A 24,339-nucleotide genomic window follows, 5' to 3' on the forward strand; every position below is an offset into this window, starting at 1 on the left:
GAGGAAGACTGGTCGCAGGACTAGGGATCCGGTTCATGCCCGGCAGTTGACTGCTGGGCATGAACGGATCGATGTCCCGCCGGAGCATCCTCACCGCAGCCGCGGCGGGCTCAGCGGCGGTTCTGCTCGGCGCCGGCCACGCCCAGGCGGCCACGCTCGTCACCCAGAGCGAGATCAACTCGCAGCCGACCTTCTACGAGGTGAACGGCGCCCAGACGTCGTTCCGCTACGAGCCAGGCTTCTACTCGCGGCTCGAGACGTGGCACGTCCACTGGCGCAACTGGACGCCGTACCACTGGACCGCGCCGCACAAGATCTACTCCTACGGCGCGTACGTGGACAAACCCGGCATGCACGGCGAGGGGCGCGCGTTCGACCTCGCGCGGCTGCTCATCACGAACCGCGACACCGGCGCGATGTTCACCGCCTTCAACGGCCGCTACGACCAGTGGCGCAGCCTCACGGGCGACGCCCTGCGCACGGCCCGCATCCGCTACTGGGGCACGGTCGCGTCGCTGCACTACCACTTCCGGCACGTCATCTCGTACCTCGACAACGCCGAGCACCACAACCACGTGCACATCGACAACCAGGTGTCGGGCGGCGGCGACTCCAGCTTCAGCACCAGTTCCGCGACGCAGACGTACTTCGTCCAGGCCGCGTGCCAGTACATCTGGGGCTACTCCACCGGAATCGACGGCGACTGGGGCCCGCAGACCCAGCACGACTCGTCCGCCGCTCTCGTGCGGGCCGGGTCCGACGGCGTGATCACCACGCAGAGCCGCTGGCTGGCGTTCTGCAAGGCCAGTGCGACACAGGCATGGGCACTCGTGCCCTGAGCACAGGGGAGGAACGATGAAGCGAATTCTCACGGCACTCGGACTGGCGGCCGCCGCACTCATGTCGAGCGCGGGCATGGCCAACGCGTCGGCTGCCGGTGACATCGAGATCCAGGGCGGCTGCGTCGGCGCGATCTGCGGCTCGGTCATGAACGAGAGCAGCGTCTACATCTACGCGATCAGGGACTTCGACTCCAACGGTCCGAAGCCCGGCACCGAGTGGCGCCTGCTCAACCCTGGCCAGGAGACGCCGCGCGACCAGGACTGGGACGGCTTCTGGGTGCCCTGCAACGCCTCCGGCCGGATCGCGGCGTGGCTGCCGCCGGGCTTCTGGTCGTGGAGCGACTTCTCGTTGCCCGCCAGCTACTGGCGGAAGATCTCGACCCACGAGGACGCGCACGTCCGCAGCCAGCGCTGCTGACGAGCGATGCGCCCCAGGCTCGGCCTGGGGCGCATCACCGTCCTAGGCGTGGCACTCCAGGAGAGACTGAGTGCCGCCACCGTAGGCGCTCGGGTCCACTGTGGAGCAGTGCTGCTTGATCCACTCCTGGCGGCCGTTGCTGTCCCTGCCGCCACCGGGACCACCGCGGTCACCGCCGCTGAGCACGAACTTCAGCTTGCCCTCGCTCACCCACTGCTGCAGCTGGTCGACCGACGGGGCGTTGTCCGAACCGGAGAAGCCGCCCATGCCGATCACCACCTCGTCGGTGTTCATGATGTACGGCGAGGCCGCCTGCGCCGAGCCCGCGATGGCGAGAGTGATCTCGGCACCGTTGCCGTGTTCCTCGGCATAGGCCAGGATCCGCTTCTGCTCGTCGGTGAGCTCACGGCCACCGCCGGGCCCGCCCATCATCGGTCCGCGGTTGCCCCGCTGAGGAGTCTGACCATTGGGGTTCTGCGTGCCGTTCGGCGGCTGCATGCCGTTGGGTGGTTGCGCGCCGTTCGGCGGTTGCTGCCCAGGGCCGAAGATCTCGAAGCCGCCCCCACCCCGCATGGCAGGCCCGGCTGCGGGCATGACCCCGTTCTCACTGCCGGTCGCGGCCGTGGCCGTCGACCACACCGCGGGCACGAGCAGCACCGCGACAATCCCGGCCACCAAACCGGCCCGGCGCAGCCCCACCAGGAGCACGACGATCGCCACCGCCGCGACGCCGAGCACGGCCCACCGCGTCCACCCGTGGAACGAAGTGTCCCGCGACACCACCACGAAGGCCCACGCCGCCGTGATCGCGATCCCCAGCGGCAACAGGAACCGCACAAAGCTCTTGGCCCGCCAGAACATCATCAGGCCGGCCGCGCTCACCGCCGCCACCGCCGGAGCGAGCATCGTCGTGTAGTACGGGTGGAAGATGCCCTGGGCGAAGCTGAACACCACGGCGGTGACCAGCAGCCACCCGCCCCACATGAACCAGCCCGCGCGCTCGGCCGGATTCCCGGGAACCCCACGACGCCACCGCAGCACACCTGCTACGGACACCGCGACCAGCACCAGCAGGCAGAGCGGCAGCAACCACGAGATCTGCCCGCCGACCGAGGCGTCGAACATGCGCGTGGCACCGGGCTGGCCACCGAACATCGCACCGCCGCCAGGTCCGCCGAACTCCATCGGCCCCTGACCGGTGGACACCTGACCGGGAGGCATCTGACCGATGGTCTCGCCGGAAGGCCCTCCACCCCGGTTGCCGTCGCCGCCGAACACCCGGCCCAGCCCGTTGTACCCGATGATCAGGTCCCACGCGCCGCCGTCCGTGCTGCCACCGATGTACGGCTTCGAGCCGGGCCAGAAGGAGTGCAGCGCCACCCACCAGAACGACGACGCGACCAGCACCCCGCCCGCCGCCAACAGGTCGAGGATCTTCCGCTTCCACGGCATGGACGTCCCGGCCAGGTAGGCCAGGAAGAAGCCCGGCACCACGATCCACGCCTGCAGCATCTTGGTCAGGAACCCGCAGCCGATGAAGAACGCGCACCACAGCAGCCACCGAGTCCGCGGACGGCTCTCGGCAGACTGAACAGACCGGGTGAACGCGTAAGCGGCAGCAACCAGGAGCAGCACCAGCAAGGTGTCCGGGTTGTTGTCCCGGTTGATCGCCACGGTGATCGGCGTCAGAGCCAGGATCAACGCGGCGAGCAACGCCACCTTCTCGTCCGCCCACAGACGAACCGTGCGGTGCAACAGGAACACCGCCGCCACACCCTCGATCACCTGCGGCAGCAGCACCGCCCAGCCGTGGAACCCGAAGATCCACACGGCGATCGCCTGCGGCCACAACGCCATCGGCGGTTTGTCGACGGTCACCACGCCGGCCGGGTCGAACGAGCCGAACAGGAAGTTGGTGAACGACGTGGACATCGACTTGGCGGCGGCGGAGTAGTACGCGTTGCCGACCTGGCCGGCCCCGATCGCCCACACGTACAGCGCTCCGGCGACCACGCAGATCGCGACCAGAGCCCACACCGGCCAACGGGAACGCGTCGGCTCCGAGCTCGGCGAGTCAGCCGGAGCGGCCACCTCTGCAGTGGCGGTCATGCCGTTTCCTTTCGGTTGTCCCGGCGGAACACCCAGCTCCGCAACAGGAAGAAGCGTCCCACCGTGCCGAGGGCCGACGAGCCCAGCAGCACCATCAGTTCGAGCCCGCGGGACGGATCGGGGGAGGCCGCGTGCAGCACGAGCAGCGCGGCCGAGGTGAACGCGTAGTAGAGGCCGAACACCACGAAGCCCTGCAGATGTGTTTTGCCGCGGGTGGTGTTGCGGGCCGTGAAGGTGAAGCGCCGGTTGGCCTCCGTGTTGAACAGTGTGGTGATGACCAGCGCGACGAGGTTCGCCGCGAGCACCGGCCACCAGAGCCGGAAGACGCCGTACAGAGCCAGGTTCGCCAACGTGGAGATCACGCCGATCACCGCGAACGACAGCATCTGCCAGGAGAGCCCGCCCTCGCTGCGGCTCAGCACGGCGTCGGGGTGGATGGCCCTGGGCAGAGGTCGCTGCGGCAGCCCGCGCACGAGCGCGGTGCCGTTGGCCTTGGCGCGTGCCACGCGGATCAGCCCCTTGATGTCGTCGATCGCGGTGCCGACCACGTCCACCCGGCTGTCCACGTCCTCGACCCAGTCGACCGGCACCTCGTGCACGCGCAAACCGTTGTGCTCAGCGAGAAGCAGCAACTCCGTGTCGAAGAACCAGGCCTCGTCGCGCGCCTGGCCCAGCAACGGCCGGATGACATCGGTTCGCGCGGCCTTGAACCCGCACTGGGCATCGCTGAACCGCGCGCCGTGCGTCCACCGGATCAACGCGTTGTAGGCGCGCGAGACCAGCTCGCGCCGAGGTCCGCGAACCGTCCGCGAACCAGGAGCCAGCCGGGAGCCGATCGCCAGGTCCGAGTGCCCGTTGAGCAGCGGCGCGACCAGCGGCAGCAGCCCGTCCAGTCCCGTCGAGAGGTCGACGTCCATGTACACGACGACAGCGGCCTCCGAAGAGCCCCACGACTCCCGCAGTGCCAGGCCGCGGCCCTTGCGGTCGAGGTGGTGCACGCGCACCCGTTCGTACCGCGCGGCCAGCTTCTCGGCCACCTCCATCGTCCGGTCGTTGCTCGCGTTGTCGACGATCACGATCGACCAGTCGAAGGGAAACTGCTCGCTCAGGAAGGCGTGCAGCACCTCGACGCAACCGGGCAGTGCGCGTTCCTCGTTGTAGACGGGGATCATGATGTCCACCGTCCCTGTGGCTTGCGCGGTACTCACCGCCATGTCATCTCCGTTCCACTGTGGACACAGCGCTGTGACCGTTGTGCGACCGAGAGTGCTCAGGTAGTCGTGAGAACGTCCTTGGCTTCTGCTGAGAGATTCGTGAGAGGTGCCCGCTCCACACAGCGGACTCACAGACTTCGCCCTTACCGTGCCTGGTATGCGACTGCTCGTGGTGGACGACGACCCGGACGTGCGGGACAGTCTGCGGCGCAGCCTGGAGTTCGAGGGCTACGAGGTCACCACCGCCGCGGACGGTGCCGAGGCGCTGCGCCGGCTCACCGGCGTCGACCTGGCGATCCTCGACCTGATGATGCCGAACGTCGACGGCTCGGAGGCCTGTCGCAGGCTGCGTGCGGCGGGGGAGCGCCTGCCCGTGCTGATGCTCACCGCTCGCGACGCGTTGGGCGACAAGGTCACCGGCCTGGACGCCGGTGCCGACGACTACCTGGTCAAACCGTTCGCGCTGGAGGAGCTGCTGGCCCGCGTCCGGGCGCTCCTCAAGCAGAACCGGCACCGCACCACCCCGCAGGAGCTGCGGTTCGCCGATCTGCACCTGGATCTGCAGGCTCGTGAGGTCGTCCGCGGCGGAGAGCGGCTCGACCTGACACCGACCGAGTTCGACCTGCTGGCCGTGTTCCTGGGCGACCCGGAACGGTTGCTGACCAAGCAGCACCTCAAGCACGCCGTGTGGGGCCACGACCAGGGCACCAACAACCTCGACGTGTACATCGGCTACCTGCGCCGCAAAACGGAGGCGGGTGGCCGTCCACGCCTCCTGCACACCGTGCGCGGCCTGGGTTTCATCCTGCGCGAGTCGTCATGAAGGGCCCGGTTCTCCTGCGCGGCAAGCTCGCGTTGATCACGGCCTGCGTGGTGGCGGTGGCGATCGCCGGCATCAGCGTCATCACGTGGGTCGCCACCGAGCACAACCTGCGCACCCAGCTGGACAAGTCGATGCTGGCGAGCCTGCCGCCGCGGTTCGACCGGCCGCCGGGACCAGGTGATCGGCGGGAGTTCCACATCACCTGCGGCCAGGGCCAGAGCCGGCCGGAAGACGGCCTGCAGCAGGTCCTCCAGGGCATCCAGACCCTGGAGCTCGACGCCGGCACCTGCGCGCCGCCCGGCGTCGACCCCGTGGTCACGACCGCCGACGACTTCGTGAGCACCACGACGTATCGCGACGGGGTCACCAAGTCCGGCACCGAGGCGCGCGTCCTGCTCCAGCCGCTCGACGACGGCCGGGTCCTGATCCTCAGCCGCAGCCTCGGCGAGATCAACGACACGCTCGCCGCGCTGGCCGGCGTCCTGGTGGCCGTGTCGATCCTCGGCGTGCTGCTGGTGGCAGGTCTCGGCCTGTGGCTGACCCGCCGCGCGCTCGCCCCGATGGAACGCCTCACCGAGACCGCCGAGCACATCGCCCGCACCGAGGACCTGACCACACCGGTGACCGTCTCGGGCCAGGACGAGGTGGGCCGCCTGGGCCGCGCGTTCACATCGATGACCGCCGCGCTGGCCGAATCGCGCCGTCGGCAGCGAGATCTCGTCAACGACGCCGCGCACGAGCTCCGCACGCCGTTGACCAGCCTGCGCACCAACATCGATCTGCTGGTGTTGAGCGAACGGACCGGGCGGGAGCTACCGCAGCGCGGCGAGGTCCTCGACCGGCTGCAGGCGCAGAGCCGGGAGTTCAGCGACCTCGTCACCGAACTGGTCGTGCTGGCGCGAGACGACCGCGAACTGGCCCGTGATCCGGTCGACGTCGCCGAGGTGATCGACCGGGCCGTCACCCGGGCTCGCACCCGTGCCCACGACCACGTCTTCGACGTCGACCGCTCGGACTGGACCGTGCTCGGCGACGCGGCCGCGCTCGAACGCAGTGTGCTGAACCTGCTGGACAACGCGGTGAAGTTCGGCCCGGCCGGCTCGACCATCACGGTCCGCTCGCGGCCGGGCTGGCTGACCGTGACCGACGAGGGGCCCGGAGTGCCCGCCGAGCACCGGAAAGCGGCGTTCGAACGGTTCTGGCGCGCGCCCGCCGCCCGTGGCATGCCCGGATCCGGCCTCGGACTGGCGATTGTGGCGGACATCGTTGCGGTGCACGGAGGTTCCGCGCGGTTCGTCCCCAACGGCAGGGGCGCCTCGGTCCGCCTCAACCTGCCGTGCGAGACCTAGAGGTATCATCAGTGTCATGGCAGGAACCCGGGACGCGAAGCAGCGCGTGATGGACGCGACCGTCGAGCTGATCCGCGAGGGCGGGTTGCGCGCGGCTGCTCCGGCGGCGATCGCGGAACGGGCCGGCGCGGGCAAGATGTCGCTGTACCGGCACTTCGGCGGCAAGGACGAGCTGGTCGCGGAGGCGTTGCGCGACTTCCTGCCGAGGCAGCTCGCGTTGCTGCTGGGGGACTGGGACGACCCGGATCCCCGGCAGCGCGTCCTCGGTGTGTTCGACCGCCTCGCGCGGTTCGCCGACAAGGGCACGCTCAGGGCTTGTGTGTACGTCAGCACCCGTCTGGAGGTGGCCGACGCGGACCATCCGGCGTCACCACTGGCCGGTGAGTACAAGGACCTCGTCACCCAGGCCTTCGCCGAAGCGGTGGAGGAACTGGGGCGCAAGGATTCCGAGGCGATCGGCCGCATGATCGCCATCCAGGTCGACGGTGCGGTGGTGCACGCGATCGTGCACGGCGACTCGCGCCCGTTGAAGGACGCGCGCCGCGTCGTCGAGATGTTGCTGGACAGCTAGTAGGGCCTGATGGCGTGCACGGCGTCGACATCGCCGGAGAGCGCTGCCCGGGTTTCGCGGGTGAACCGATCGGCGAGAACCTCGATCCGGTTCTCCCGCAACGCTTCGACGACCTGCACGGCCAGGTCCTCCGCGGTGATCTTCGGCGCGGTGATCGCCGCGCTGAACTCCGTGTCCACGAACCCGGAGTGCACGCCGACGACCAGCGTCTCCGGCAGGCCCTGGCGCAAAGCGTTGGTCAACGACCACGCGGCGGCCTTGGAGGCGGAGTAGGCGGGCAGGGAGCCCGATGTCCACCAGGAGGCCACCGACAGCACGTTCACCAGGGCGCCGCCGCCGTTGCGGGTGAGCGCGGGCGCGAACGCCCGCGCGATCTCCCACGGCCCGAACACGTTGGTCTCCATGACTTCCCGTGCCTCGCTCAGCGGCCCGCCGAGCAGCTGGGCAGCGCCTCCGCTCAGGCCGGCGTTGTTGACGACGATGCTGACGTCCTGCGCGAGCTCGGCGACAGCCGCGATGTCGGCGGGGTTGGTCACGTCGAGCTTCACCGCGGTGAGCCTCGGGTCGGTGACCGTCTCCGGCTTGCGTGCGCCCGCGTACACCTTCGCCGCGCCGTTCTCCAGCAGTGCCAGCGCGATCGCGTTGCCGATACCCCGGTTGGCCCCGGTGACCAGTGCGACGGATCCCTCGATCTTCATGACTGCCTCCCGCGCTTATGAGACCTGAAGGTCTCGTGAGACCTCAAGGTATCATAAGCGCGAGACGGAGTGCCGACGATCGGCCGTGGCTGGCAGAGGCTGGTCTGCACCACGGTGGGAGCATGGATCGCTCACACCGGCGCCCTGCCCTGCTGATCGCCGCGCTCCTCTCGATCGCGACGGTCACCGCCGGGAACTCGGCCGCTTCCCCTGACCAGCCAACGCATCCGTGGCAGTTCGACCACTGGCCCCAACAGCAGCCCTGGCAGCAGACCAGAGACGACGCCCGGGTGGCCTCCCTCGCCGGTTTCCCCGGCCCGATCGACCCGCAGAACTGGGTCAACCCCGACCACATGACGTGGGAACGGGACTACAAGAAGGTTCCCGGTACGAACTGGGCCGACCCGTCGGTCCACGGTTCCGTGCGCACCTTCAAGGGCGCGGTAGTGCTTCTGGACTACCCGAACCAGCCGTTCGTCGTCACGCAGCCCAAGAACTCCACGGTGTTCGGCAACCCGAGCGCCGAGGCCAACGGGGTGCCGCGCAGCCAGGTCGCGCAGTTCTACCAGGACTTCCTCAACAAACCGATCGGCCTCAACCGCGGCCACACCGTGCACGAGTACTGGATGGAGACCTCCGGCGGGCGCTACGGCGTCGACCTGAAGGCGTTCGGCCCGTACACGATGCCGGGCAAGGACCACGAGTACGCCATGGAGTTCCAGGGCGGCACCGGCTGCCCGGCCGGTGACAACTGCAACCGCAACATCCGCACCGACGGCCGGGCCGCGTGGGTCGCCGACGTCGGCAGTCAGGTTCCGGCCGGCTTCGACTTCATCTACTACCTCTCCGCGGGCCAGGACGAGTCCGGCACCTGGCAGGAGTTCGGGATGATGAAGTTCCGCACCAAGGAGGACGTCACCGACGACTTCGGCCCGCCGGACCCCGCGCTGCCGAACTGGTCGAAGACCCGGTACGTCGACTGGACGTCGTGGGCCGCGGGATCGAGCATCTGGCCCAACGCGAGCGGCGGCTCCACGACCCAGGCCGAGAGCTCGGGCCAGGGCGTGTACGCGCACGAGCTGAGCCACGTCCTCGGCATCGGCGACAACTACAACAATCCGTTCGGCAGCCCGCCGCGCCGTGACTACAGCGGCCCGTGGGACATGCTGTCGCGCGGCTCGTTCAACGGTCCCGGCGGCCCGCACTCGCGCTGGACGATCCCGGCGACCGGTGGTGCGTCCCTTGGCGCACAACAGACCCTGCGCAACAAGATCAAGCTCGGGATCGTCGACGAGAAGAACGTGCTGCGGTTGTCCAGGGAAGCGCTCTCCGGTTCGGGCGCGGTCATCGCGAAGATCACCGCCCGCGAGGTGAATCCGGGAACGACCGGGCTGACCGGCATCAACCTCGCGTTGAACGCGGACAGGACGCCGTCCTGCAACGTCAACACCAACCCGTTCTGCGACGGCGGCGGCTACAACAACTACACCCTCGAAGTCGTCGACCGGATGGGCGCCGACTCGTTCACGCCGGACGCGGGTGTGCTGCTGGCCAAGACGAAGAACCAGGACGCGGCACCGTTCACGTGGGTGATCGACTCCAACCCGCAGGACATCGGCATGACCGACTACGTCCTGCCCGACGGCACCAAGGTCCCGATCACGGTCGGCGACTACCGGCAGCTGTCGGACGCGCTGTTCCACGCCGGCACGAACTCGGGCAGCGAGTACGAGTTCGTCGACACGGCCAACCGCGTGCACTTCTACATCCTGGACGTGCAACGGGACGCGCGTGGCGTGCTGTCGTACACCGTGGCGATCCGGTCGCTGGACGGCGCGGGACCGCAGCAGCGCGGCGTGCAGGTCATGCCCGGTCAGGCGAGGACGCAGGACGGCGTCGCGACGTGCAGCTTCCCGGTCGTGAACACCGGTCGTGCCGCTCCGCCGACCTCGCAGCACCCGGAGCCCGTCACCCAGTACATCGACGGTGACGTGTACCGGGTGTCGGCGACGGCGGCGAACGGGTGGACCGTCTCGGTGCCGAACGCGTTGGCCACGGCCAAGTTCGGCGGCACCGTCAACGTTCCGGTGCACGCACAGCGCAACGGTGGGCCGGTGACGTCGAAGGTGACGCTGACGGCCGTTTCCGAGAGCAACCCGAACAAGCAGGCTTCGGCCACCTGCACGGTGGTCGCGGCGCGTTAGACGGATTCGTCCAGGTGCGCTTCCCACACGGCGTTGGCTTCCGTGTGGGAAGCGGCACCGACGAAGAAGGCCTCGGCGAGCGGTCCGAGGTTCGGGTCGTCGCAGTCGATGTCCATGAACTTGGGCTTGTGCACCGCGAACCCGTGGTCCGCGGGCCGATACGGCACCGCGACCTGCATGCTCTGCCGGTACGGCCCGTACTGGACCGCCTCGACGATCAGCGCGTCGGTCCGGCCCTGCTCCAGGTGGATGTAGCCGTCGGCCACCAGCACCGCGCCGACCCAGCTCGGGTCGCCGTCCGCCAGCGCGTCCTGGCCCGCGCGGGCGCCTTCCGCGAAGTCGTCGAACATCAACCGGTCCATGCCGTACTCGCCGTCGGCGTGCTGGTAGCCGAGCAACGGGATCAGCGTCTCTCCCTCTGAGACGCACCAGACACCGTGGGCGGCGAAGAACCCGGCCAGCCGGGCTGTCTCGATCATTCCGAACACCCTGCCAGTCCCGCACGGCACGTGTGTCCGGAATGGAGATATCAGCGAGATCGCGCGGAACGGCGGCGCTGGTGCCGTTGTTCTTGCTGTTGCACAGGTCCCGAGGTCAGCATCACGAAACAGCCGAGCAGCAGGATGCTCCCGCACGCCACCCACGTCGCCGTGCCGACCGCGGAAACCGGTGCGGGCACACCGATCGCGAGCAGCAGCAGCGGCATGCCCAGCGCGTAGCAGACGCCGGCCGCGAACACCCGGCCACTTCCGTTGACCAGCAACGGAAGTGCGGCAATCCCGGTCAGCACGGCGAACGCGAGCCAGCCCCAGGTCAGTCCGTGGTGCAGCGCGACCGTGATGTCCAGCCCGTCCTTCGCGCGGATCGCGTGCTCGGTCTCCGCCGCGCGGCTGAACCCGAGAGCGGCCCGTGTACCTGCGGCAGCCGCTGTGACCACCAGCGACGCACCCAGAATCGTGCGACCGCGCCGGACCGGATCGACTCGCTTCCTGGTGTCCACGCGTTCAGTGTCTGGGTGTTGATGCGCGTTTCACCGCTGCACACGCCCAGGTGCACTCAGTAGTGGTACGGAATTCGCGCCATCGGTTCGACCAGCTCACGCTCCTCATAGGACAGATGCGACAGCAGGGTGTCCGTGAGCACGTCCACGGCGTCCTGCAGATCGATGATCTTCTTGGGCTCTGCGACCATCGCGACCAGCGCGGCGTCGACGCGTTCGAGCACGTCGTGGATGACGTGGTGCTCCTCGGTCAGCCGGTCGAGCACAGGGCCGAGCCGATCGTCTCCGTGCCGCAGCTGGGGATACAGCGACCGGTCCTCGTGCGTGTGGTGCATGGTGATCAGGCGGCAGTAGCTCTCGCAGTACGCGCCCATGGCCCAGTTGTTCTGGCGCATGGTCATCGTGTTGATCTCCGAACGGGCGGCACCCACGGCGAGCGTGCCGTCGGCCACCCGCTGCACCAGTGACCGGACGTTGTTCAGCTCCCGCCGCAGGTGGTTGTGCACGTCGATCAGCTGCTGGCCGAGCGCTTTGCCGGTCGGCGTGTAGACGGCGCCGGGCTCGGGTGCGGGGCCGGTCGGGCGCGCGGACTCGTCCCACAGCCGCTCGTCCGAGATGCGGATGCCGTCGTCCGGCGTCGGGATCACCCCGAGCCGGTCAACGACTTTTGGGCTTCGTGCCCCTGCCACGATCTCGCGCACGGCCGGGGCGGTCTCCTCGGCGAACCGGCGCAGCTCGTCGTCGCCGTTGACCACGAGGATGAACCCGCTGACGCCGTTGCCGAGCGCGAGCTCGGCGAGCTGTTCGGCGGTGAAGCCGCCGTCGATGTTGTAGAGCCGGCGGATGTCCTTTGGCGAACGGGCGGCTTGTTCGGCTGCCTCGTCGATGATCGCGTTCATCGTGGGCAACTGGTCCGGCGTCGCGTAGGAGGCGGACGGCAGCCACCCGTCGGCGAGCCGGCCGGTGAGCTTGAGCATCCGCGGCTTGTACGCGCCGAGCCAGATGCCGATGTCGTGCGCGGGGAACGGGCCGGGCCGCGCGCCGTTGAGCGAGTAGTGCTTGCCCGGCAACCGGCTTCCACGCCCGGGCGTCCACAGTGCCCGGATCACCGTGATGGCTTCTTCCAGTGCCTCGACCGACTCGGCCGGGGTGCGGCGAGGGCCGTCCATGGCGGCGATGGCGTCCCAGAACGCCCCGGCGCCGAGCCCGAGCTCGACCCGGCCGCCGGTGATGACGTCGAGGCTCGCGGCGGCCCTGGCGAGCATCGCGGGCGGCCTGAGCGGCAGGTTGGCGACGTTGGGGAAGACGCGGACGTTGGACGTCGCCGCCGCGATGACCGACAACGACGTCCACGTGTCGAGGAACGTCGAGTTGTACGGGTGGTCCTGGATGCTCACGAGCTCCAGGCCGAGCGCGTCGGCGGCCTGCGCGAGCCGCAGCGTGTCGCCGAACTGGTCGGCGGCGGGCGGCAGGAACACACCGAACTCGAGCGAGTGGCCGTAATCTGGCATGCCGAAAGTATGCCACACAGATGTTCTGCTCGGCAGACGTTCTGCTCGGGCTATCATTGGCCGGGTGACCGCCCTCGACGAAGACTTCGGCTTCACCCTCGGCGTGGTCTTCCGCGCGTACGTCAAGGCGACGAACGTGGCGGTGGGCGACCTGCCCGGCGGCCACCGCGGCTACCAGATCCTCACCGCCGCGGTTCGCGACCAGCCCGAAAGCCAGTCCGCCCTGTGCCAGCAGCTGGGCATCGACCGCACGGTCATGACCTACCTCCTCGACGACCTGGAACGCGCCTCGCTGGTCACCCGTCAGCCCGCGCCGGCCGACCGCCGCACCCGCCTGGTCGTGGCCACGGACGTCGGTCGCAAGCGGCTCGCCGAGCTCGACCTGCGGCTGCGGCACGCCGAGGCGCACGTGCTGGCCGGGCTGTCGGCGCAGGACCAGGCGAGCCTGAAGGCGTTGCTGGCCAAGCTCGCCGTGCACGCGAACGCGGCGGATCCGGTGGACAGCGCCTGCCAGGCCGTGCAGGACATCGCGGCGAGTACGCCCCAGTAGCCGCGCGGCATTCAAGAAAACCGTCAAGGACCCGCGAATATCCTCCGTGGACAGATCAGGAGGAGGGGGTCCGTGGACTTCCACGCGTCACCGGCGGTCATCGGGGACTTCGCCGCGGTTCTCGGCAAGCAGGAAGAGCACTCGGAGGCCGCCGAGCGGTACGCCAAGGCCAACCTGGAGATCACCGACCAGCAGGACGGCCTCATCGCGGAGCTGCTCACGACACACGACCAGCTGCAGTCGCGGATCAACGAGGTGCTCGCCCAGCTGACGGCCGTCTGCAAGACGAACGCGCTCGAGATGGCCAAGACCGCGAAGTACTACCGCACCACGGACGAGGCCGAGGCGCGCGCGTTCGAGAACAAGCTCCCGGACGTGCCGAGTCCTTCGGTGCAGCACTTCACCGGGCCGTTCGTGTTGCGCGAGACCATGTTCCCCGAGGGCAGGCTGACTCCCCCGCAAGCCGGTGAGGAACCCCTCGACCCGATGGCCGTGATCGACGCGATCAACAACGCCGTCAGTCCCGGTTACTGGACGGCGAACATCCTGGACGTCCTCATCGGGGTGAATCCCGTCGATGAGATCAGCAAGTGGATCGCCGGCGACTGGGAGTCGTTCTCGAAGTGCTGCGGCGCGTTCAACTCCCTCGGCTTCTTCTGCAGCGACGTCGGCCGCAACGTCATGGACAACCACCGCCTGCTGCTCAACGCCTGGGGCGGCAAGGCGGCCGACGGGTCCTACGCCTACTTCCAGAAGCTCCAGACGTCCCTCGAGCAGCACAAGGACGCCTTCGTGAAGCTGAAGGAGGAGTACGAGAAGGTCGCGGACGGTGTGCGGGAGTTCGCCAAGGTCGCCGGTGACCTGGTGCAGGACATCTTCGACAAGGTCTTCTGGATCGCCCTCGAGGCGGTCGCGGGCGGGGTCATGTCCGAGTCCGTCATCGCGCCGGCCGTGCTCTGGTCGGTGGCGGCGTGGCAGTGCATGAAGGTCGTCGAGGCGTGGAGCAAGATCGGCGAGCTGTTCCAGGCACTCTCGTACATCGTCCGCACGGCCAAGGGCGAGATCCTGATGGTGATGAGCGACAGCGGTTTCAAAGCCCATCCACTGCCCGGATCGTACGGGCACCCGGCCCTGCACAGGTGACGACATGACGGAAACCGAACTGCGGCCCGGCCTCGACCGGCACCAGCGCCAGCTGCTCAAGAAGCTCGTCGCGAACGAGCAGAGCCCCGCGCTCGCCGAGATGGCCAAGGAGCTGCTCGCCGGACGCACGACGCCCGCCCAGATCCTGACCAGCCGCGCGTACGACGAGGCTCTCGGCGCCGGTGCGGAAGCGCTCTCCTCCTGGTACGCCACCACGTCCGACGAGGACAGGCAGGCACTGGCCGAGCAGGGCCAGGCGGAGCTGGCGCGACTCGCCGAGGACGAGCTGGCCGGCGTTCCCGACGGTCCCGAGCCTGTGCAGAAGCCCGCGCCGAAACCGGAGCCCGAGGAGGACCTGAGCGAGCAGACCTGGTCGCGCGACTCGTGGTGACCTGATCAGCCTGCAGTAGGACGACCGGATCATCCGCGCGCATGATCCGCGAGCACAGATCGTCTTCCTACGCTCAGCCGCGTGTCGAAACTACTTCGCGCTGCGGCCGTGGCGATGCTGGTCGTTCCGCTTGTCACCACGCCACCCGCCGGCGCATCCACTTTGGACTGGAAACCGTGCCGGCAGGTCCACGAGCACTGGTACCCGGACGACGACCGCAGCGAGTGCACCACGGTCACCGTGCCGCTCGACCGCTCACGCCCGCACGGCCGGAAAATCGACCTGGCCGTCAGCCGCATCAAGGCCACCGACCAGAAGAAGCGGCGCGGTGTGCTGCTGCTGAACCCCGGCGGCCCCGGCAACCAGGGTGTCAGCTTGCCGTACGACCTGACGAAGACGAAGTTCGCCGAGCTGAACACCGACCACGACCTCATCGGCTTCGACCCGCGCGCCGTCGGGTTCAGCGGGGGCGTCGGATGCGAAGCCACCCCCGAGGACGGTCCCGAGCCCGACCCGCAGGCGAGCCCGTCCGAACGGTTCCGTCAGGACTACGAGCGCAACGCCCGCACCAACGCCCGCTGCATCGGCTACGACCGCGAGCTGCTGACCAACCTGTCCACCAGGGCCGTCGCCGACGACATGGACGACATCCGCGTCGCGCTGGGTGAACGGAAGATCAGCTACTTCGGCATCTCCTGGGGCACCGCACTGGGTGCCGTCTACCGCAGCCATTACGACCACCGCGTCGACCGGATGCTGCTCGACTCCGTGATGCCCGCGGACTTCACGGTGGAGACGATGAACCTGGGCTCGGCCGCGGCCAAGCAGTCCAACTACGAGGTCCTCGCCGGTTGGCTGGCCGAGCGGGACTCGGCGTTCCACCTCGGAGCCACCGGGCAGGCGGTGACGAAGTCGATCAGCGATCTGGCCGCTCAGCTCGACCACGCGCCCGTCACGGTCAACGGGCACAGGTACACCGGAAGTCATCTGCGCTCGATGCTCACCTACAAGCGCACGGTCTGGCAGCAGGTCGCGGAGTCGATCGTGGCGCTCCGGACCGGTGGTGTGCCGCCGCTGACCGGCGACGAGCCGGAGAACGAGGGCTTCGGCCTGACGCCGGTGTGGTACGGCGGCCTGCTGATGCAGCGCGCCGTGCTGTGCAACGACCAGGGCAAGGCCCCGAACGTCGACGAGGCGTGGCGTCAAGTCCAGTACCGGCAGGAGAAGTACCCGCTCTTCCCCACCGGCGCTGGCTACGGCAACTGGTGCGCGGGCTGGCCTTTGCCCGCGACGCCGTGGCACCTGAAGCACGGCTCCAGCCCGTTGCAACTCGCCGGCCACCGCTACGAGACCGTGACGCCGCACGTGTGGGCGGAGCAGATGCAGCGCAAGATCGGTGGAGCGCTGCTGACCGTGGACGACAGCACGCACGGCTCGTTGTGGCTCGTCGACTGCGCGGACAAGGCCGTCCGCTTCTTCCGCACCGGCCAGACCTTCTCCGGCAGTTGTCCCGGCACGTCCTGACATGAGTGATGGCGGCAGCGCAGATCCTTGCGCTGCCGCCATCACTCATGTCCGGCTACAGCCAGCCGCGCCGAGCCGCCAGCTGCCCGGCCTGAAACCGGCTGCGCGCCCCGAGCCGCCCCATCACCCCCGACATCACCCGCCGCACCGAACGCGCCGACGTGCCGAGCCGAGCCGCCGCCGCGTCGTCGGTCACCCCTCCCGCGAGCAGGCGCAGGATCGTTCTCTCCTGGTCGGTCAACCCCTCCACGGCACGTGTGTCGGCGGACATCGCCCCCGCCCACAGGTGGTCGAACCAGGCCTTCAGCAGCGCAACGGTTTCCGGCGCCGTGACGGTCGCCGGACCGGGCACCACCGCGGTGCCGTCGCAGAGCACCAGGCCGGTCGGCAGGCCCGCGCAGACCCGGACCTGGTCGTGGCCGCGTAAGAAGTCCGGCACCGAGGCGCGGTCCACGTCGTCCGGGTAGAGGACGCGCACGGGCGTTCCCCGCGGGAGGAAGCGGAGGTCGACGTCGACCCCGCCCGACATGCACAGATCGATCTCGGTCTGTGCTCGCATGACCAATTCCTGCACATCTCCTGTACGCATGCCGAAAACGCTATTCAGGCGACCTGCACGGCACCCTCACAGAACCTGGACGGAACCTGGACGCGCTTGTCCTGATCCGGCCAGGGCATTTCCGGACGGCCTGAAACCCTTGTCGCGGCACCGGTCTGCCCGGCAATGTTTGCCCCACGATGTTCCTGGTCGAAAGAAACCTGAAAGCAGAAGTAGACCCGGACGCACTCAGGGGCACAAAGCTGGAGAACCTGAGAATTCGCGTCGATGAATCCGGTTCCCACGTCGTCGCGCTCATCGCTGCGAATGACCGGGAACACGCAGAGTCAATTGCCACGGAAATCTTGGGAGAATAGTCATGCGTGGAATCAAGTCCGCACTGGTCGCGGTCGTCGCGGCCATCGCACTCGGCACCATCACGGCGCAGGCCGCGCCGACGACGCCGAACTTCGGCGCCGGGATCGACCCCTACTCCGCCTACGACGCACAGCGCACCTGCGAGGCATCGGCCAAGCCGGGCCCGCTCGGGGTGCGCGACCTGCTCAACGCCACCTACGGCAACCACACCTCGGGCATCGTCCGCAACTGCGACGGCCAGACCAGCGAGCACCACGAGGGCAGGGCGCTCGACTACCACTTCAACTACTTCGACACCGCGGACCGGGCCAAGGCGGAGGACTTCCTCGGCTGGCTGCTCGCGACTGACCAGCACGGCAACAAGCACGCGATGGCCCGTCGCCTCGGCGTCATGTACCTGATCTGGAACAACAAGATCTGGGAGGCGTACCGGCCGGACGCGGGGTGGACGCCCTACAGCGGGGCGAGCCCGCACCAGGACCACATCCACATCAGCTTCAGCTGGGCCGGCGCCAACAAGCAGACGTCGTGGTGGACGCAGGCCGCGGAGCAGATCGGCCGGATCGGCGTCCTGAACGGCGGCACGCTGTCGGTGAAGGAAGGAAACCTCTGGTCGAGCTGGGTGACGCAGCTGAACGGCGTCGCGAAGTTCGAGATCGAGGGCGACCGCATCGGCGTGCTGACCACGGGCGGCGACGTCATGGTCAAGGAGGGCGACCTCTACGCCCAGTGGACCACCCAGGCCGGTGGCGCGAAGGACTTCCACCTGGCCGGTGACCGGATCGGCGTGCTGCGCAACGACGGCTCGCTCGCGGTCAAGGACGGCAACCTGTGGGCCGGCTGGACCGAGCAGACCAACAACGTCAAGGACTTCGACCTCACCCCGAACCGCGTCGGTGTCGTGCTCGGCGACGGCGAGGTCACCGTCAAGGAAGGCGATCTGTTCGCGGGCTGGGTCGGCCAGATGGGCGGCGGCAAGGACATCGAGCTCGCCGCGGGCCGCCTCGGTGTGCTGCGCGAGGACGGTTCGCTCGTGGTGAAGGACGGCTCGTTGTGGGCGGGCTGGACCGAGCAGACCGGCAACGTCGTGAACTTCGAGATGACGAACAACCGCATCGGTGTCGTGCTCACCAACGGTGACGCCACCGTCAAGGAAGGCGACCTCTACGCGAGCTGGGTCACCGAGGCGAGCGGCATCAAGGACATCGAGCTTTCCGTGGACCGGATCGGCGTGCTGCGCAACGACGATTCCTTCGCCGTGAAGGAAGGCAACCTCTGGTCCGGTTGGACCGAGCAGGCCGGCGGTGTCTCGGCCGCAGACCTCACCCACCGGTAAACCGCGTCCGAATTCCTGGAAAAGGACTCCGAAATGAAGAAGCAGATCGCGGGCGCGGCTTTGATCGGTGCCACCCTCGCCACCACCCTCATCTCCACCCCGGCCGCTCAAGCCGCCGAAACGGGGCCGCGCATCGGTGTGCTCTCCGGCGGCACCCTCTCGGTGAAGGAAGGAAACCTCTGGTCCAGCTGGACGACGCAGCTGAACGGCGTGGCCAAGTTCGAGATCGACGGCAACAGAATCGGCGTGCTGACCACCGGCGGCGACGTCATGGTCAAGGAGGGCGACCTCTACGCCCAGTGGACCACCCAGGCCGGTGGCGCCAAGGACTTCCACTTGGGCGGCAACAGGATCGGTGTCCTGCGCAACGACGGTTCGCTGGCCGTGAAGGACGGCAACCTCTGGGCCGGCTGGACCGAGCAGACCGGGAACGTCAAGGACTTCGACCTCACCCCGGACCGCATCGGCGTGGTCCTCGCCACCGGCGAGGTCACGGTGAAGGAAGGTGACCTGTACGCGGGGTGGGTCGGCCAGATGGGCGGCGCCAAGGACATCGAACTGGCGGGAAGCCGCATCGGTGTGCTGCGCGACGAAGGCTCGCTCGTGGTGAAGGACGGCAACCTGTGGTCGTCGTGGACCGAGCAGACCGGCAACGTCAAGGACTTCGAGCTCACCCCCGACCGCATCGGTGTCGTGCTGACCAACGGCGAGGCCACGGTGAAGGAAGGTGACCTCTACGCGGGTTGGGTCGGCGAGGCAGGCGGTGTGCAGGAGATCGAACTCTCCGGCGACCGGCTGGGAGTCCTGCGCGACAACGGTTCCTTCGCGGTGAAGGAGGGCAACCTCTGGGCGGGGTGGACCGAGCAGGCGGGCGGCGTCTCGGCCGCCGACCTCACCACCACCCCCGTCACCGTGCCCACCAGCGGCGTCACCCTCCAGGACCTGCGCAACATCTACGGCGCGATCGGCGACCCGGACGCCGTCCAGCAAGGACTCGAGAGCCTGAACGCCGAGATGGTCCGCGGCGGCATCACCACTCCGGCGCGCAAGGCCGCGTTCCTCGCGACCCTGCGCAACGAGAGCGGCTTCCGCTACAACGCGCTGGAGAACACCGGCGCCACCTACCAGGGGCGCGGTTTCATCCAGCTGACCGGCGACAGCAACTACCGGGGCGCGGGCAGCAACCTCGGTGTCGACCTGCTCGGCAACCCGGAGCTGGCGCGCAGCCTGCAGTACAGCGCCCCGATCGCCCGCTGGTACTGGACGGTGGCCCGCTCGGACTCCAACAACGCCGCTGACCACTACGACATGGGCCTGATCTCCCGCTACGTCGGCTACCGGGCCAGCTCGGCGGAGGACGCCGAGCGGTGCAACGACTTCAAGTCCGCCCTGCGCTACTTCAACGGCGGATCGCTCCCCGTCCCCGACTCCCAGATCACCTGCAACCGCCACTGATCCACACGAAAAAGGGCGCTTTCCCGGAACTCGGGAAAGCGCCTTTTCGCGGTTTCTAGCGACGGTGCGTCAGGTCCCCCTGGGAGACCGACGAGGACTGCTCGGTCCAGCCGGACCAGAGGTTGCCCTCCTTGACCTGGAACGCGCCGTGGGACTGCCGGACGCCGACGCGGTCGCCGGAGAGCTCGATGTCCACGACACCGCCCGCCTGGGTGACCCAGCCCGCGTAGAGGTCGCCTTCCTTGACGGTGGCGTCCCCGTTGGTGAGCACGACACCGATGCGGCTGTTCGTCATCTCGAAGTTCGCGACGTCACCGGTCTGCTCGGTCCACGACGACCACAGCGTGCCGTCCTTCACCACGAGCGTGCCGTTGTCGCGCAGCACACCGATGCGGCCCGCGGCGAGCTCGATGTCCTTGCCGCCGCTCATCTGGCCGACCCAGCCCGCGTACAGGTCACCTTCCTTGACCGTGACCTCGCCGGTGGCGAGGACCACGCCGATGCGGTTGGGGGTGAGGTCGAAGTCGCTCACGTTGCCGGTCTGCTCGGTCCACGACGACCAGAGGTTGCCGTCCTTCACGGCCAGCGAACCGTCGTTGCGCAGCACGCCGATCCTGTTGCCCGCCAGGTGGAAGTCCCTGGCACCGCTCGCCTGGGTGGTCCACCCCGCGTAGAGGTCGCCCTCCTTGACCATGACGTCACCGCCCGTGGTCAGCACACCGATGCGATTCCCGTCGATCTCGAACTTGGCCACGCCGTTCAGCTGCGTCGTCCAGCCCGACCAGAGGTTTCCCTCCTTCACCGACAGCGTGCCGCCGTTCAGCACCCCGATCCGGCCGATGCGCGGCTCCAGGTACGGCTTGGCCGCCTCCTGTGCCACCGGCAGCCAGTCGCGGTAGCGCTGCGTGCCGTAGCTCGCCTTCCACTTCGGCAGCCACTTCTCGCCCTGCGCCTCGTACATGCCGCGCGCGACCTCGGCGTTGCAGGCCGGGTTCAGGTAGCAGTTGTTGCGACTGCCGTCGAGCGAGGAGATCTGGTACAGGCCCTGGTCGAGCTGGCCGTTCTCGTCGCGGTGGGTCGCGTCGGGCCGGCAGTGCGACTCGGTCATGCCGACCGCGATCGCCTCGACCAGCGCGTCGCCGGTGAAGCCCGCCTGGTCGGCGTGATAGGCGCACGCCTCGGGACCACTGGTCTGCTCGGCCAGCGCGACCGGAGCGGTGAGGACGGTCAGCGGCAGGACCGCCGCGGTGAGCAGGGCGAACAGACGTCTGGACATGGATGCGATCTCCCCAGTTGAGATGCGAGTTCAGGTGCCGCGAGAAATGTAAGCAGCCCACCTGCACGAAACCTGGACGGCTAAGGTGGCGGTCGTCATGGAGATCGGAATCCTGGGGTCGGTCGAGATCTGGCACGAGGGGGAGCGGCTGGCCGCGGGCGCCCCTCAGCAACGCTGCGTGCTCGCCGTTCTCGCGTTCAACGCGGGCCAGGGCGTGTCCGTCGAACGGCTCGCCGAGGCGCTGTGGGGCGAGGAGCCGCCGGGTGACTGGCGCGGTCTCGTGCACGGCTACGTCTCGCGGTTGCGCAAGATCCTCAAGCCCACCGGTCTGGGCATCGTGCGGCGCTCACCCGGCTACGCGCTGGACGCCGAGGTCGACCTGCACGCGTTCCGCCGGCTGGTGGCGCAGGCCAGGGCCTTGGAGCACCCGGCGGCCGGGCTGTTCAAGGCGCTCGCGCTGTGGCGGGGCACGCCGTTCGACGGGGTCGCCGGCTCCTCGGTGATCGACCGGCTGCGGGACGGCCTGGTGCAGGAGCACCTGAGCGTCGCCGAGGAGTGGGTCGAACGCGAGCTCGAACTGGGCCGGCACCGCGAGGTCGTCGGCGACCTCACCACGCTCTGCGCCGAGCACCCGTACCAGGAGCGGCTCGTCGGGTTGCTGATGCTCGCGCTGCACCGGTGCGGCCGGCAGGCGGAGGCGTTGCGCCGCTACGACGAGTGCCGCCGGTTGCTCGCCGAGGATCTCGGCGTCGATCCGGGGCAGGAGCTGAAGTCGTTGTACGAGCGGATCCTGCGCTCGGATCCGGGCCTGAGCCTGAGCGTCGCCGAACCAGTGGCCGCACCGGAACCCGTCCTCGTCGCCGAGACCAGGGCACCCGACTCGCTGCCGTTCGACCTGCCCGACTTCACCGGCCGGGTGGACGAGCTGACCCGGTTGCTCGGCACCAGCGGCGGAATCGTCTCGATCGACGGCATGGCAGGGGTCGGCAAGACCGCGCTGGCCGTGCGGGCGGGCCACGAGCTGGCCGATCGCTTCCCGGACGGCCGGCTCTTCGTCGACCTGCACGGCTTCACCCCGTCCCGCGAGCCCGTCGAGCCGCACGCCGCGCTGGGCGTGCTGCTGCGGTCGATCGGCGTCAGCGCGCAGGAGATCCCCGCCGACGCCGACGAACGCGTCGTCGAGTGGCGCACCGCGATGGCGGGCCGCAGAGCGCTGGTGATCCTGGACAACGCCGTGGACGCGGCGCAGGTGCGGCCGCTCGTGCCGGGTTCGCCCGGCTGCGCGGTCATCGTGACCAGCAGGCGCCGGTTGCCCAACTTGGACGGTGCGGTGCCGCTCTCGCTGGAGGTGCTGCCGCCGGACGACGCCGAGCTGCTGTTCCGCCGGGTCGTCGGTGAGGACCGCGGCGAGGGCGTGGCCGAGCTCGTCGCGCTGTGCGGGTACCTGCCGCTGGCCGTGCGGATCGCGGGAGCCCGGCTGCGGCACCGTCCCAGGTGGACGGTCGAGGACCTCGTTGAGCGGCTGCGCACCGAACAGCAACGATTATCCGAGCTGGCGATCGACGACCGCGACGTCGCCGCCGCGTTCGCGTTGTCGTACCACTACCTGGAACCGTCGCAGCAGCAAGCGTTCCGGCTGCTGGGCACGCACCCCGGCGCGGACATCGACGCGCACGCCGCCGCGGCGTTGCTCGGCGTCAAGCGCTTCGCCGCCGAGGACCTGCTGGAGGACCTGCTCGACCACCACCTGCTCGAACAACGCGAGCGCGACCGGTTCCGGCTGCACGACCTGCTGCGCGAGCACGCGCTGAGCCTGGTCTCCGACACCGACCGCCGGGCGGAGGCCGACGCACGCCTGCTCGACTACTACCTCGCCGTCGCCGACCGCGCCGCGGATGCCTTGCAACCGGGCAGAAGGCGTGCCGAACCGGAGATCGCCCACCCGCCGGCGTCGATGCCGGACGTGTTCACCCTGCCGAGCGCCCTGGCGTGGTTCACCGGCGAGCACCGCAACCTCATCGCGGCCGGCGCCCACGCGGTGCGCACCGGGTCCGACCGGCACGTGCGCGACCTGCCCCGCCACCTCGGCCACTTCCTGATGATCACGCACCGCATCGACGAGCTCGTGGTGCTGCAGGAAGCCGGACTCGAAGCCGTACGACGACTGGGCGACACGCGCGCGCAGGCCGTGAACCTCTCGCAGGTCACGCTCACGCACTACATGGCGTGCCGCTACCGCGAGGCGATGACGTACGCGACGCAGAACCTGGAGATCGCCCGCGAGCTGGCCGACCAGGTGGGCGAGGCGTACGCGCTCGCCATCAAAGGCATGCTGCACCAACGACTCGGCGACTACTCGCTGGCGTTCGAGTCCACTCGGGTGGCCGCGGATCTCTACGCCGCCGACGGGAACTCCCGAATACTGGCGATCTGCATCGGCAACCTCGGCCGCATCGCACTGGCCGTCGGCGATCTCGACACGGCCTGGACGTACCTCGGCAAAGCCCTGGCGCAGAGCAGGGAGATCGCCGAACGCAGCGAGGAGGCGTCCGTGCTGTCCGGCCTGGGCGCGACGCTGAGCAGGCAGGGTGATCACGACCAGGCGTTGCGGTCGCTGTACGAGGGCCTGGAGCTGGCGCGCGAGGTGGGCAACACCGACTACACGGTGCGCGGCCAGATCAAACTCGCCGCCGGCCACCGCAGGGCCGGTCACCTGGACCGCGCGCTGGCGGTCGCGTCCGAAGTGGTCGAGGACCTGAGGCGCGGCTCGCTGGTCGATCACCTGGCGAGCGCGTGGAACGTGCTGGGCTCGGTGCAACGGGAACTGGGTTCAGCCGACGCCGACGCCTCGTTCGGACATGCTTTGGAGCTGGCACAACGAATCGGTTACCGGATCGAGCTCGCGCACGCGCTGCACGGGCTGGGCCGGGTCGACGAAGCCGCCGCGCACTACCGCGAGATGGGTGTGCGGTTGCCGGGCTGATTTCCAGCGCCCGGCAACCGCACTCC

General features: G+C 68.9%; 21 protein-coding genes. 13 read left to right on the forward strand and 8 right to left on the reverse strand.

Features of this window, described 5'->3' with window-relative positions; genetic code table 11:
* Window positions 1-59 precede the first annotated feature (59 nt).
* Window positions 60-839, forward strand: a complete 780-nt coding sequence (locus tag ABZX92_RS00075; protein WP_355551503.1) for a hypothetical protein — start codon at window positions 60-62, stop codon at window positions 837-839.
* A gap of 16 nt (window positions 840-855) precedes the next feature.
* Window positions 856-1,260 (forward strand): hypothetical protein, encoded by a 405-nt coding sequence (locus ABZX92_RS00080; RefSeq protein WP_355551506.1) that lies wholly within the window; start codon window positions 856-858, stop codon window positions 1,258-1,260.
* Window positions 1,261-1,302: 42 nt separating this feature from the next.
* Here ABZX92_RS00080 and ABZX92_RS00085 read toward each other — a convergent pair whose 3' ends face one another.
* Both ABZX92_RS00085 and ABZX92_RS00090 read right to left on the reverse strand, forming a co-directional pair.
* Window positions 1,303-3,369 (reverse strand): glycosyltransferase family 39 protein, encoded by a 2,067-nt coding sequence (locus ABZX92_RS00085; protein ID WP_355551509.1) that lies wholly within the window; start codon window positions 3,367-3,369, stop codon window positions 1,303-1,305.
* Window positions 3,366-4,541 (reverse strand): bifunctional glycosyltransferase family 2/GtrA family protein, encoded by a 1,176-nt coding sequence (locus ABZX92_RS00090; protein WP_355551512.1) that lies wholly within the window; start codon window positions 4,539-4,541, stop codon window positions 3,366-3,368. Before ABZX92_RS00090 ends, ABZX92_RS00085 begins: the two co-directional genes overlap by 4 nt.
* Window positions 4,542-4,740: 199 nt before the next feature.
* On the opposite strand from ABZX92_RS00090, the gene ABZX92_RS00095 reads away from it, so the two are divergent.
* The 3 genes from ABZX92_RS00095 to ABZX92_RS00105 are packed head-to-tail and all read left to right on the forward strand — an operon-like array spanning window position 4,741 to window position 7,326.
* Complete coding sequence (locus ABZX92_RS00095) at window positions 4,741-5,406, forward strand: response regulator transcription factor (protein WP_355551515.1); 666 nt, start codon at window positions 4,741-4,743, stop codon at window positions 5,404-5,406.
* Window positions 5,403-6,755 carry a HAMP domain-containing sensor histidine kinase gene (locus tag ABZX92_RS00100; protein WP_355551518.1) on the forward strand — a complete coding sequence of 451 codons (1,353 nt, stop codon included), beginning with the start codon at window positions 5,403-5,405 and terminating at the stop codon, window positions 6,753-6,755. Before ABZX92_RS00095 ends, ABZX92_RS00100 begins: the two co-directional genes overlap by 4 nt.
* 16 nt (window positions 6,756-6,771) lie before the next feature.
* Window positions 6,772-7,326, forward strand: coding sequence for a TetR/AcrR family transcriptional regulator (locus tag ABZX92_RS00105; protein ID WP_355551520.1), 555 nt, complete (start codon window positions 6,772-6,774; stop codon window positions 7,324-7,326).
* Here ABZX92_RS00105 and ABZX92_RS00110 read toward each other — a convergent pair.
* Window positions 7,323-8,024 carry an SDR family oxidoreductase gene (locus ABZX92_RS00110; protein ID WP_355551523.1) on the reverse strand — a complete coding sequence of 234 codons (702 nt, stop codon included), beginning with the start codon at window positions 8,022-8,024 and terminating at the stop codon, window positions 7,323-7,325. The two genes, ABZX92_RS00105 and ABZX92_RS00110, sit on opposite strands and share 4 nt — an antisense overlap.
* Window positions 8,025-8,146: 122 nt before the next feature.
* Here ABZX92_RS00110 and ABZX92_RS00115 point away from each other — a divergent pair, with 122 nt between their 5' ends.
* Window positions 8,147-10,228 (forward strand): M6 family metalloprotease domain-containing protein, encoded by a 2,082-nt coding sequence (locus tag ABZX92_RS00115; protein ID WP_355551525.1) that lies wholly within the window; start codon window positions 8,147-8,149, stop codon window positions 10,226-10,228.
* Here the strand turns inward: ABZX92_RS00115 and ABZX92_RS00120 are convergent.
* Genes ABZX92_RS00120 through ABZX92_RS00130 form a run of 3 tightly spaced genes read right to left on the reverse strand, consistent with a single transcriptional unit; the run spans window position 10,225 to window position 12,739 of the window.
* On the reverse strand, window positions 10,225-10,707 hold the full coding sequence (locus tag ABZX92_RS00120) for a hypothetical protein (protein ID WP_355551528.1): 483 nt from the start codon (window positions 10,705-10,707) through the stop codon (window positions 10,225-10,227). The two genes, ABZX92_RS00115 and ABZX92_RS00120, sit on opposite strands and share 4 nt — an antisense overlap.
* 50 nt (window positions 10,708-10,757) lie before the next feature.
* Entirely contained in the window at window positions 10,758-11,228 is a 471-nt protein-coding gene (locus ABZX92_RS00125; RefSeq protein WP_355551531.1) for a hypothetical protein, read from the reverse strand.
* A gap of 56 nt (window positions 11,229-11,284) precedes the next feature.
* Window positions 11,285-12,739 (reverse strand): LLM class flavin-dependent oxidoreductase, encoded by a 1,455-nt coding sequence (locus tag ABZX92_RS00130; RefSeq protein ID WP_355551534.1) that lies wholly within the window; start codon window positions 12,737-12,739, stop codon window positions 11,285-11,287.
* 64 nt (window positions 12,740-12,803) lie between these two features.
* On the opposite strand from ABZX92_RS00130, the gene ABZX92_RS00135 reads away from it, so the two are divergent.
* The 4 genes from ABZX92_RS00135 (at window position 12,804) to ABZX92_RS00150 (ending at window position 16,347) form a co-directional block, all read left to right on the forward strand.
* The gene (locus tag ABZX92_RS00135) at window positions 12,804-13,289 is read left to right on the forward strand and encodes a MarR family winged helix-turn-helix transcriptional regulator (protein ID WP_355551537.1); all 486 of its coding nucleotides are present in this window, start codon (window positions 12,804-12,806) and stop codon (window positions 13,287-13,289) included.
* 72 nt (window positions 13,290-13,361) lie between these two features.
* Window positions 13,362-14,432, forward strand: a complete 1,071-nt coding sequence (locus ABZX92_RS00140; RefSeq protein ID WP_355551540.1) for a hypothetical protein — start codon at window positions 13,362-13,364, stop codon at window positions 14,430-14,432.
* 4 nt (window positions 14,433-14,436) lie between these two features.
* Complete coding sequence (locus tag ABZX92_RS00145; protein WP_355551543.1) at window positions 14,437-14,823, forward strand: hypothetical protein; 387 nt, start codon at window positions 14,437-14,439, stop codon at window positions 14,821-14,823.
* An 81-nt stretch (window positions 14,824-14,904) separates the two neighbouring features.
* Window positions 14,905-16,347 carry an alpha/beta fold hydrolase gene (locus ABZX92_RS00150; RefSeq protein ID WP_355551545.1) on the forward strand — a complete coding sequence of 481 codons (1,443 nt, stop codon included), beginning with the start codon at window positions 14,905-14,907 and terminating at the stop codon, window positions 16,345-16,347.
* Window positions 16,348-16,402: 55 nt separating this feature from the next.
* Here the strand turns inward: ABZX92_RS00150 and ABZX92_RS00155 are convergent, their stop codons facing one another.
* On the reverse strand, window positions 16,403-16,906 hold the full coding sequence (locus ABZX92_RS00155) for a helix-turn-helix transcriptional regulator (RefSeq protein ID WP_355551548.1): 504 nt from the start codon (window positions 16,904-16,906) through the stop codon (window positions 16,403-16,405).
* A gap of 358 nt (window positions 16,907-17,264) precedes the next feature.
* On the opposite strand from ABZX92_RS00155, the gene ABZX92_RS00160 reads away from it, so the two are divergent.
* Complete coding sequence (locus ABZX92_RS00160; RefSeq protein ID WP_355551551.1) at window positions 17,265-18,599, forward strand: hypothetical protein; 1,335 nt, start codon at window positions 17,265-17,267, stop codon at window positions 18,597-18,599.
* Between the two features lie 33 nt (window positions 18,600-18,632).
* Complete coding sequence (locus ABZX92_RS00165) at window positions 18,633-20,054, forward strand: glycoside hydrolase family 19 protein (protein WP_355551554.1); 1,422 nt, start codon at window positions 18,633-18,635, stop codon at window positions 20,052-20,054.
* A 55-nt stretch (window positions 20,055-20,109) separates the two neighbouring features.
* Here ABZX92_RS00165 and ABZX92_RS00170 read toward each other — a convergent pair whose 3' ends face one another.
* Window positions 20,110-21,330: a hypothetical protein gene (locus ABZX92_RS00170; RefSeq protein WP_355551556.1), complete on the reverse strand. Its 1,221-nt coding sequence runs from the start codon at window positions 21,328-21,330 to the stop codon at window positions 20,110-20,112.
* Between the two features lie 97 nt (window positions 21,331-21,427).
* Here ABZX92_RS00170 and ABZX92_RS00175 point away from each other — a divergent pair, with 97 nt between their 5' ends.
* The gene (locus tag ABZX92_RS00175; protein WP_355551559.1) at window positions 21,428-24,313 is read left to right on the forward strand and encodes a BTAD domain-containing putative transcriptional regulator; all 2,886 of its coding nucleotides are present in this window, start codon (window positions 21,428-21,430) and stop codon (window positions 24,311-24,313) included.
* Window positions 24,314-24,339 lie beyond the last annotated feature (26 nt).

Source organism: Lentzea sp. NPDC006480 (assembly GCF_040611995.1).
GTDB lineage: Bacteria > Actinomycetota > Actinomycetes > Mycobacteriales > Pseudonocardiaceae > Lentzea.

Excerpts from the sequence above, each read along its gene's own strand:
- ABZX92_RS00110 (WP_355551523.1), bottom strand. The coding sequence starts at position 8,024 with ATGAAGATCGAGGGATCCGTCGCACTGGTCACCGGGGCCAACCGGGGT.
- ABZX92_RS00160 (WP_355551551.1), top strand. The coding sequence starts at position 17,265 with ATGCGTGGAATCAAGTCCGCACTGGTCGCGGTCGTCGCGGCCATCGCA.
- ABZX92_RS00115 (WP_355551525.1), top strand. The coding sequence starts at position 8,147 with ATGGATCGCTCACACCGGCGCCCTGCCCTGCTGATCGCCGCGCTCCTC.
- ABZX92_RS00105 (WP_355551520.1), top strand. The coding sequence starts at position 6,772 with ATGGCAGGAACCCGGGACGCGAAGCAGCGCGTGATGGACGCGACCGTC.
- ABZX92_RS00095 (WP_355551515.1), top strand. The coding sequence starts at position 4,741 with ATGCGACTGCTCGTGGTGGACGACGACCCGGACGTGCGGGACAGTCTG.
- ABZX92_RS00130 (WP_355551534.1), bottom strand. The coding sequence starts at position 12,739 with ATGCCAGATTACGGCCACTCGCTCGAGTTCGGTGTGTTCCTGCCGCCC.
- ABZX92_RS00175 (WP_355551559.1), top strand. The coding sequence starts at position 21,428 with ATGGAGATCGGAATCCTGGGGTCGGTCGAGATCTGGCACGAGGGGGAG.
- ABZX92_RS00170 (WP_355551556.1), bottom strand. The coding sequence starts at position 21,330 with ATGTCCAGACGTCTGTTCGCCCTGCTCACCGCGGCGGTCCTGCCGCTG.
- ABZX92_RS00100 (WP_355551518.1), top strand. The coding sequence starts at position 5,403 with ATGAAGGGCCCGGTTCTCCTGCGCGGCAAGCTCGCGTTGATCACGGCC.
- ABZX92_RS00165 (WP_355551554.1), top strand. The coding sequence starts at position 18,633 with ATGAAGAAGCAGATCGCGGGCGCGGCTTTGATCGGTGCCACCCTCGCC.
- ABZX92_RS00085 (WP_355551509.1), bottom strand. The coding sequence starts at position 3,369 with ATGACCGCCACTGCAGAGGTGGCCGCTCCGGCTGACTCGCCGAGCTCG.
- ABZX92_RS00075 (WP_355551503.1), top strand. The coding sequence starts at position 60 with ATGAACGGATCGATGTCCCGCCGGAGCATCCTCACCGCAGCCGCGGCG.
- ABZX92_RS00080 (WP_355551506.1), top strand. The coding sequence starts at position 856 with ATGAAGCGAATTCTCACGGCACTCGGACTGGCGGCCGCCGCACTCATG.
- ABZX92_RS00120 (WP_355551528.1), bottom strand. The coding sequence starts at position 10,707 with ATGATCGAGACAGCCCGGCTGGCCGGGTTCTTCGCCGCCCACGGTGTC.
- ABZX92_RS00145 (WP_355551543.1), top strand. The coding sequence starts at position 14,437 with ATGACGGAAACCGAACTGCGGCCCGGCCTCGACCGGCACCAGCGCCAG.
- ABZX92_RS00090 (WP_355551512.1), bottom strand. The coding sequence starts at position 4,541 with ATGATCCCCGTCTACAACGAGGAACGCGCACTGCCCGGTTGCGTCGAG.
- ABZX92_RS00155 (WP_355551548.1), bottom strand. The coding sequence starts at position 16,906 with ATGCGAGCACAGACCGAGATCGATCTGTGCATGTCGGGCGGGGTCGAC.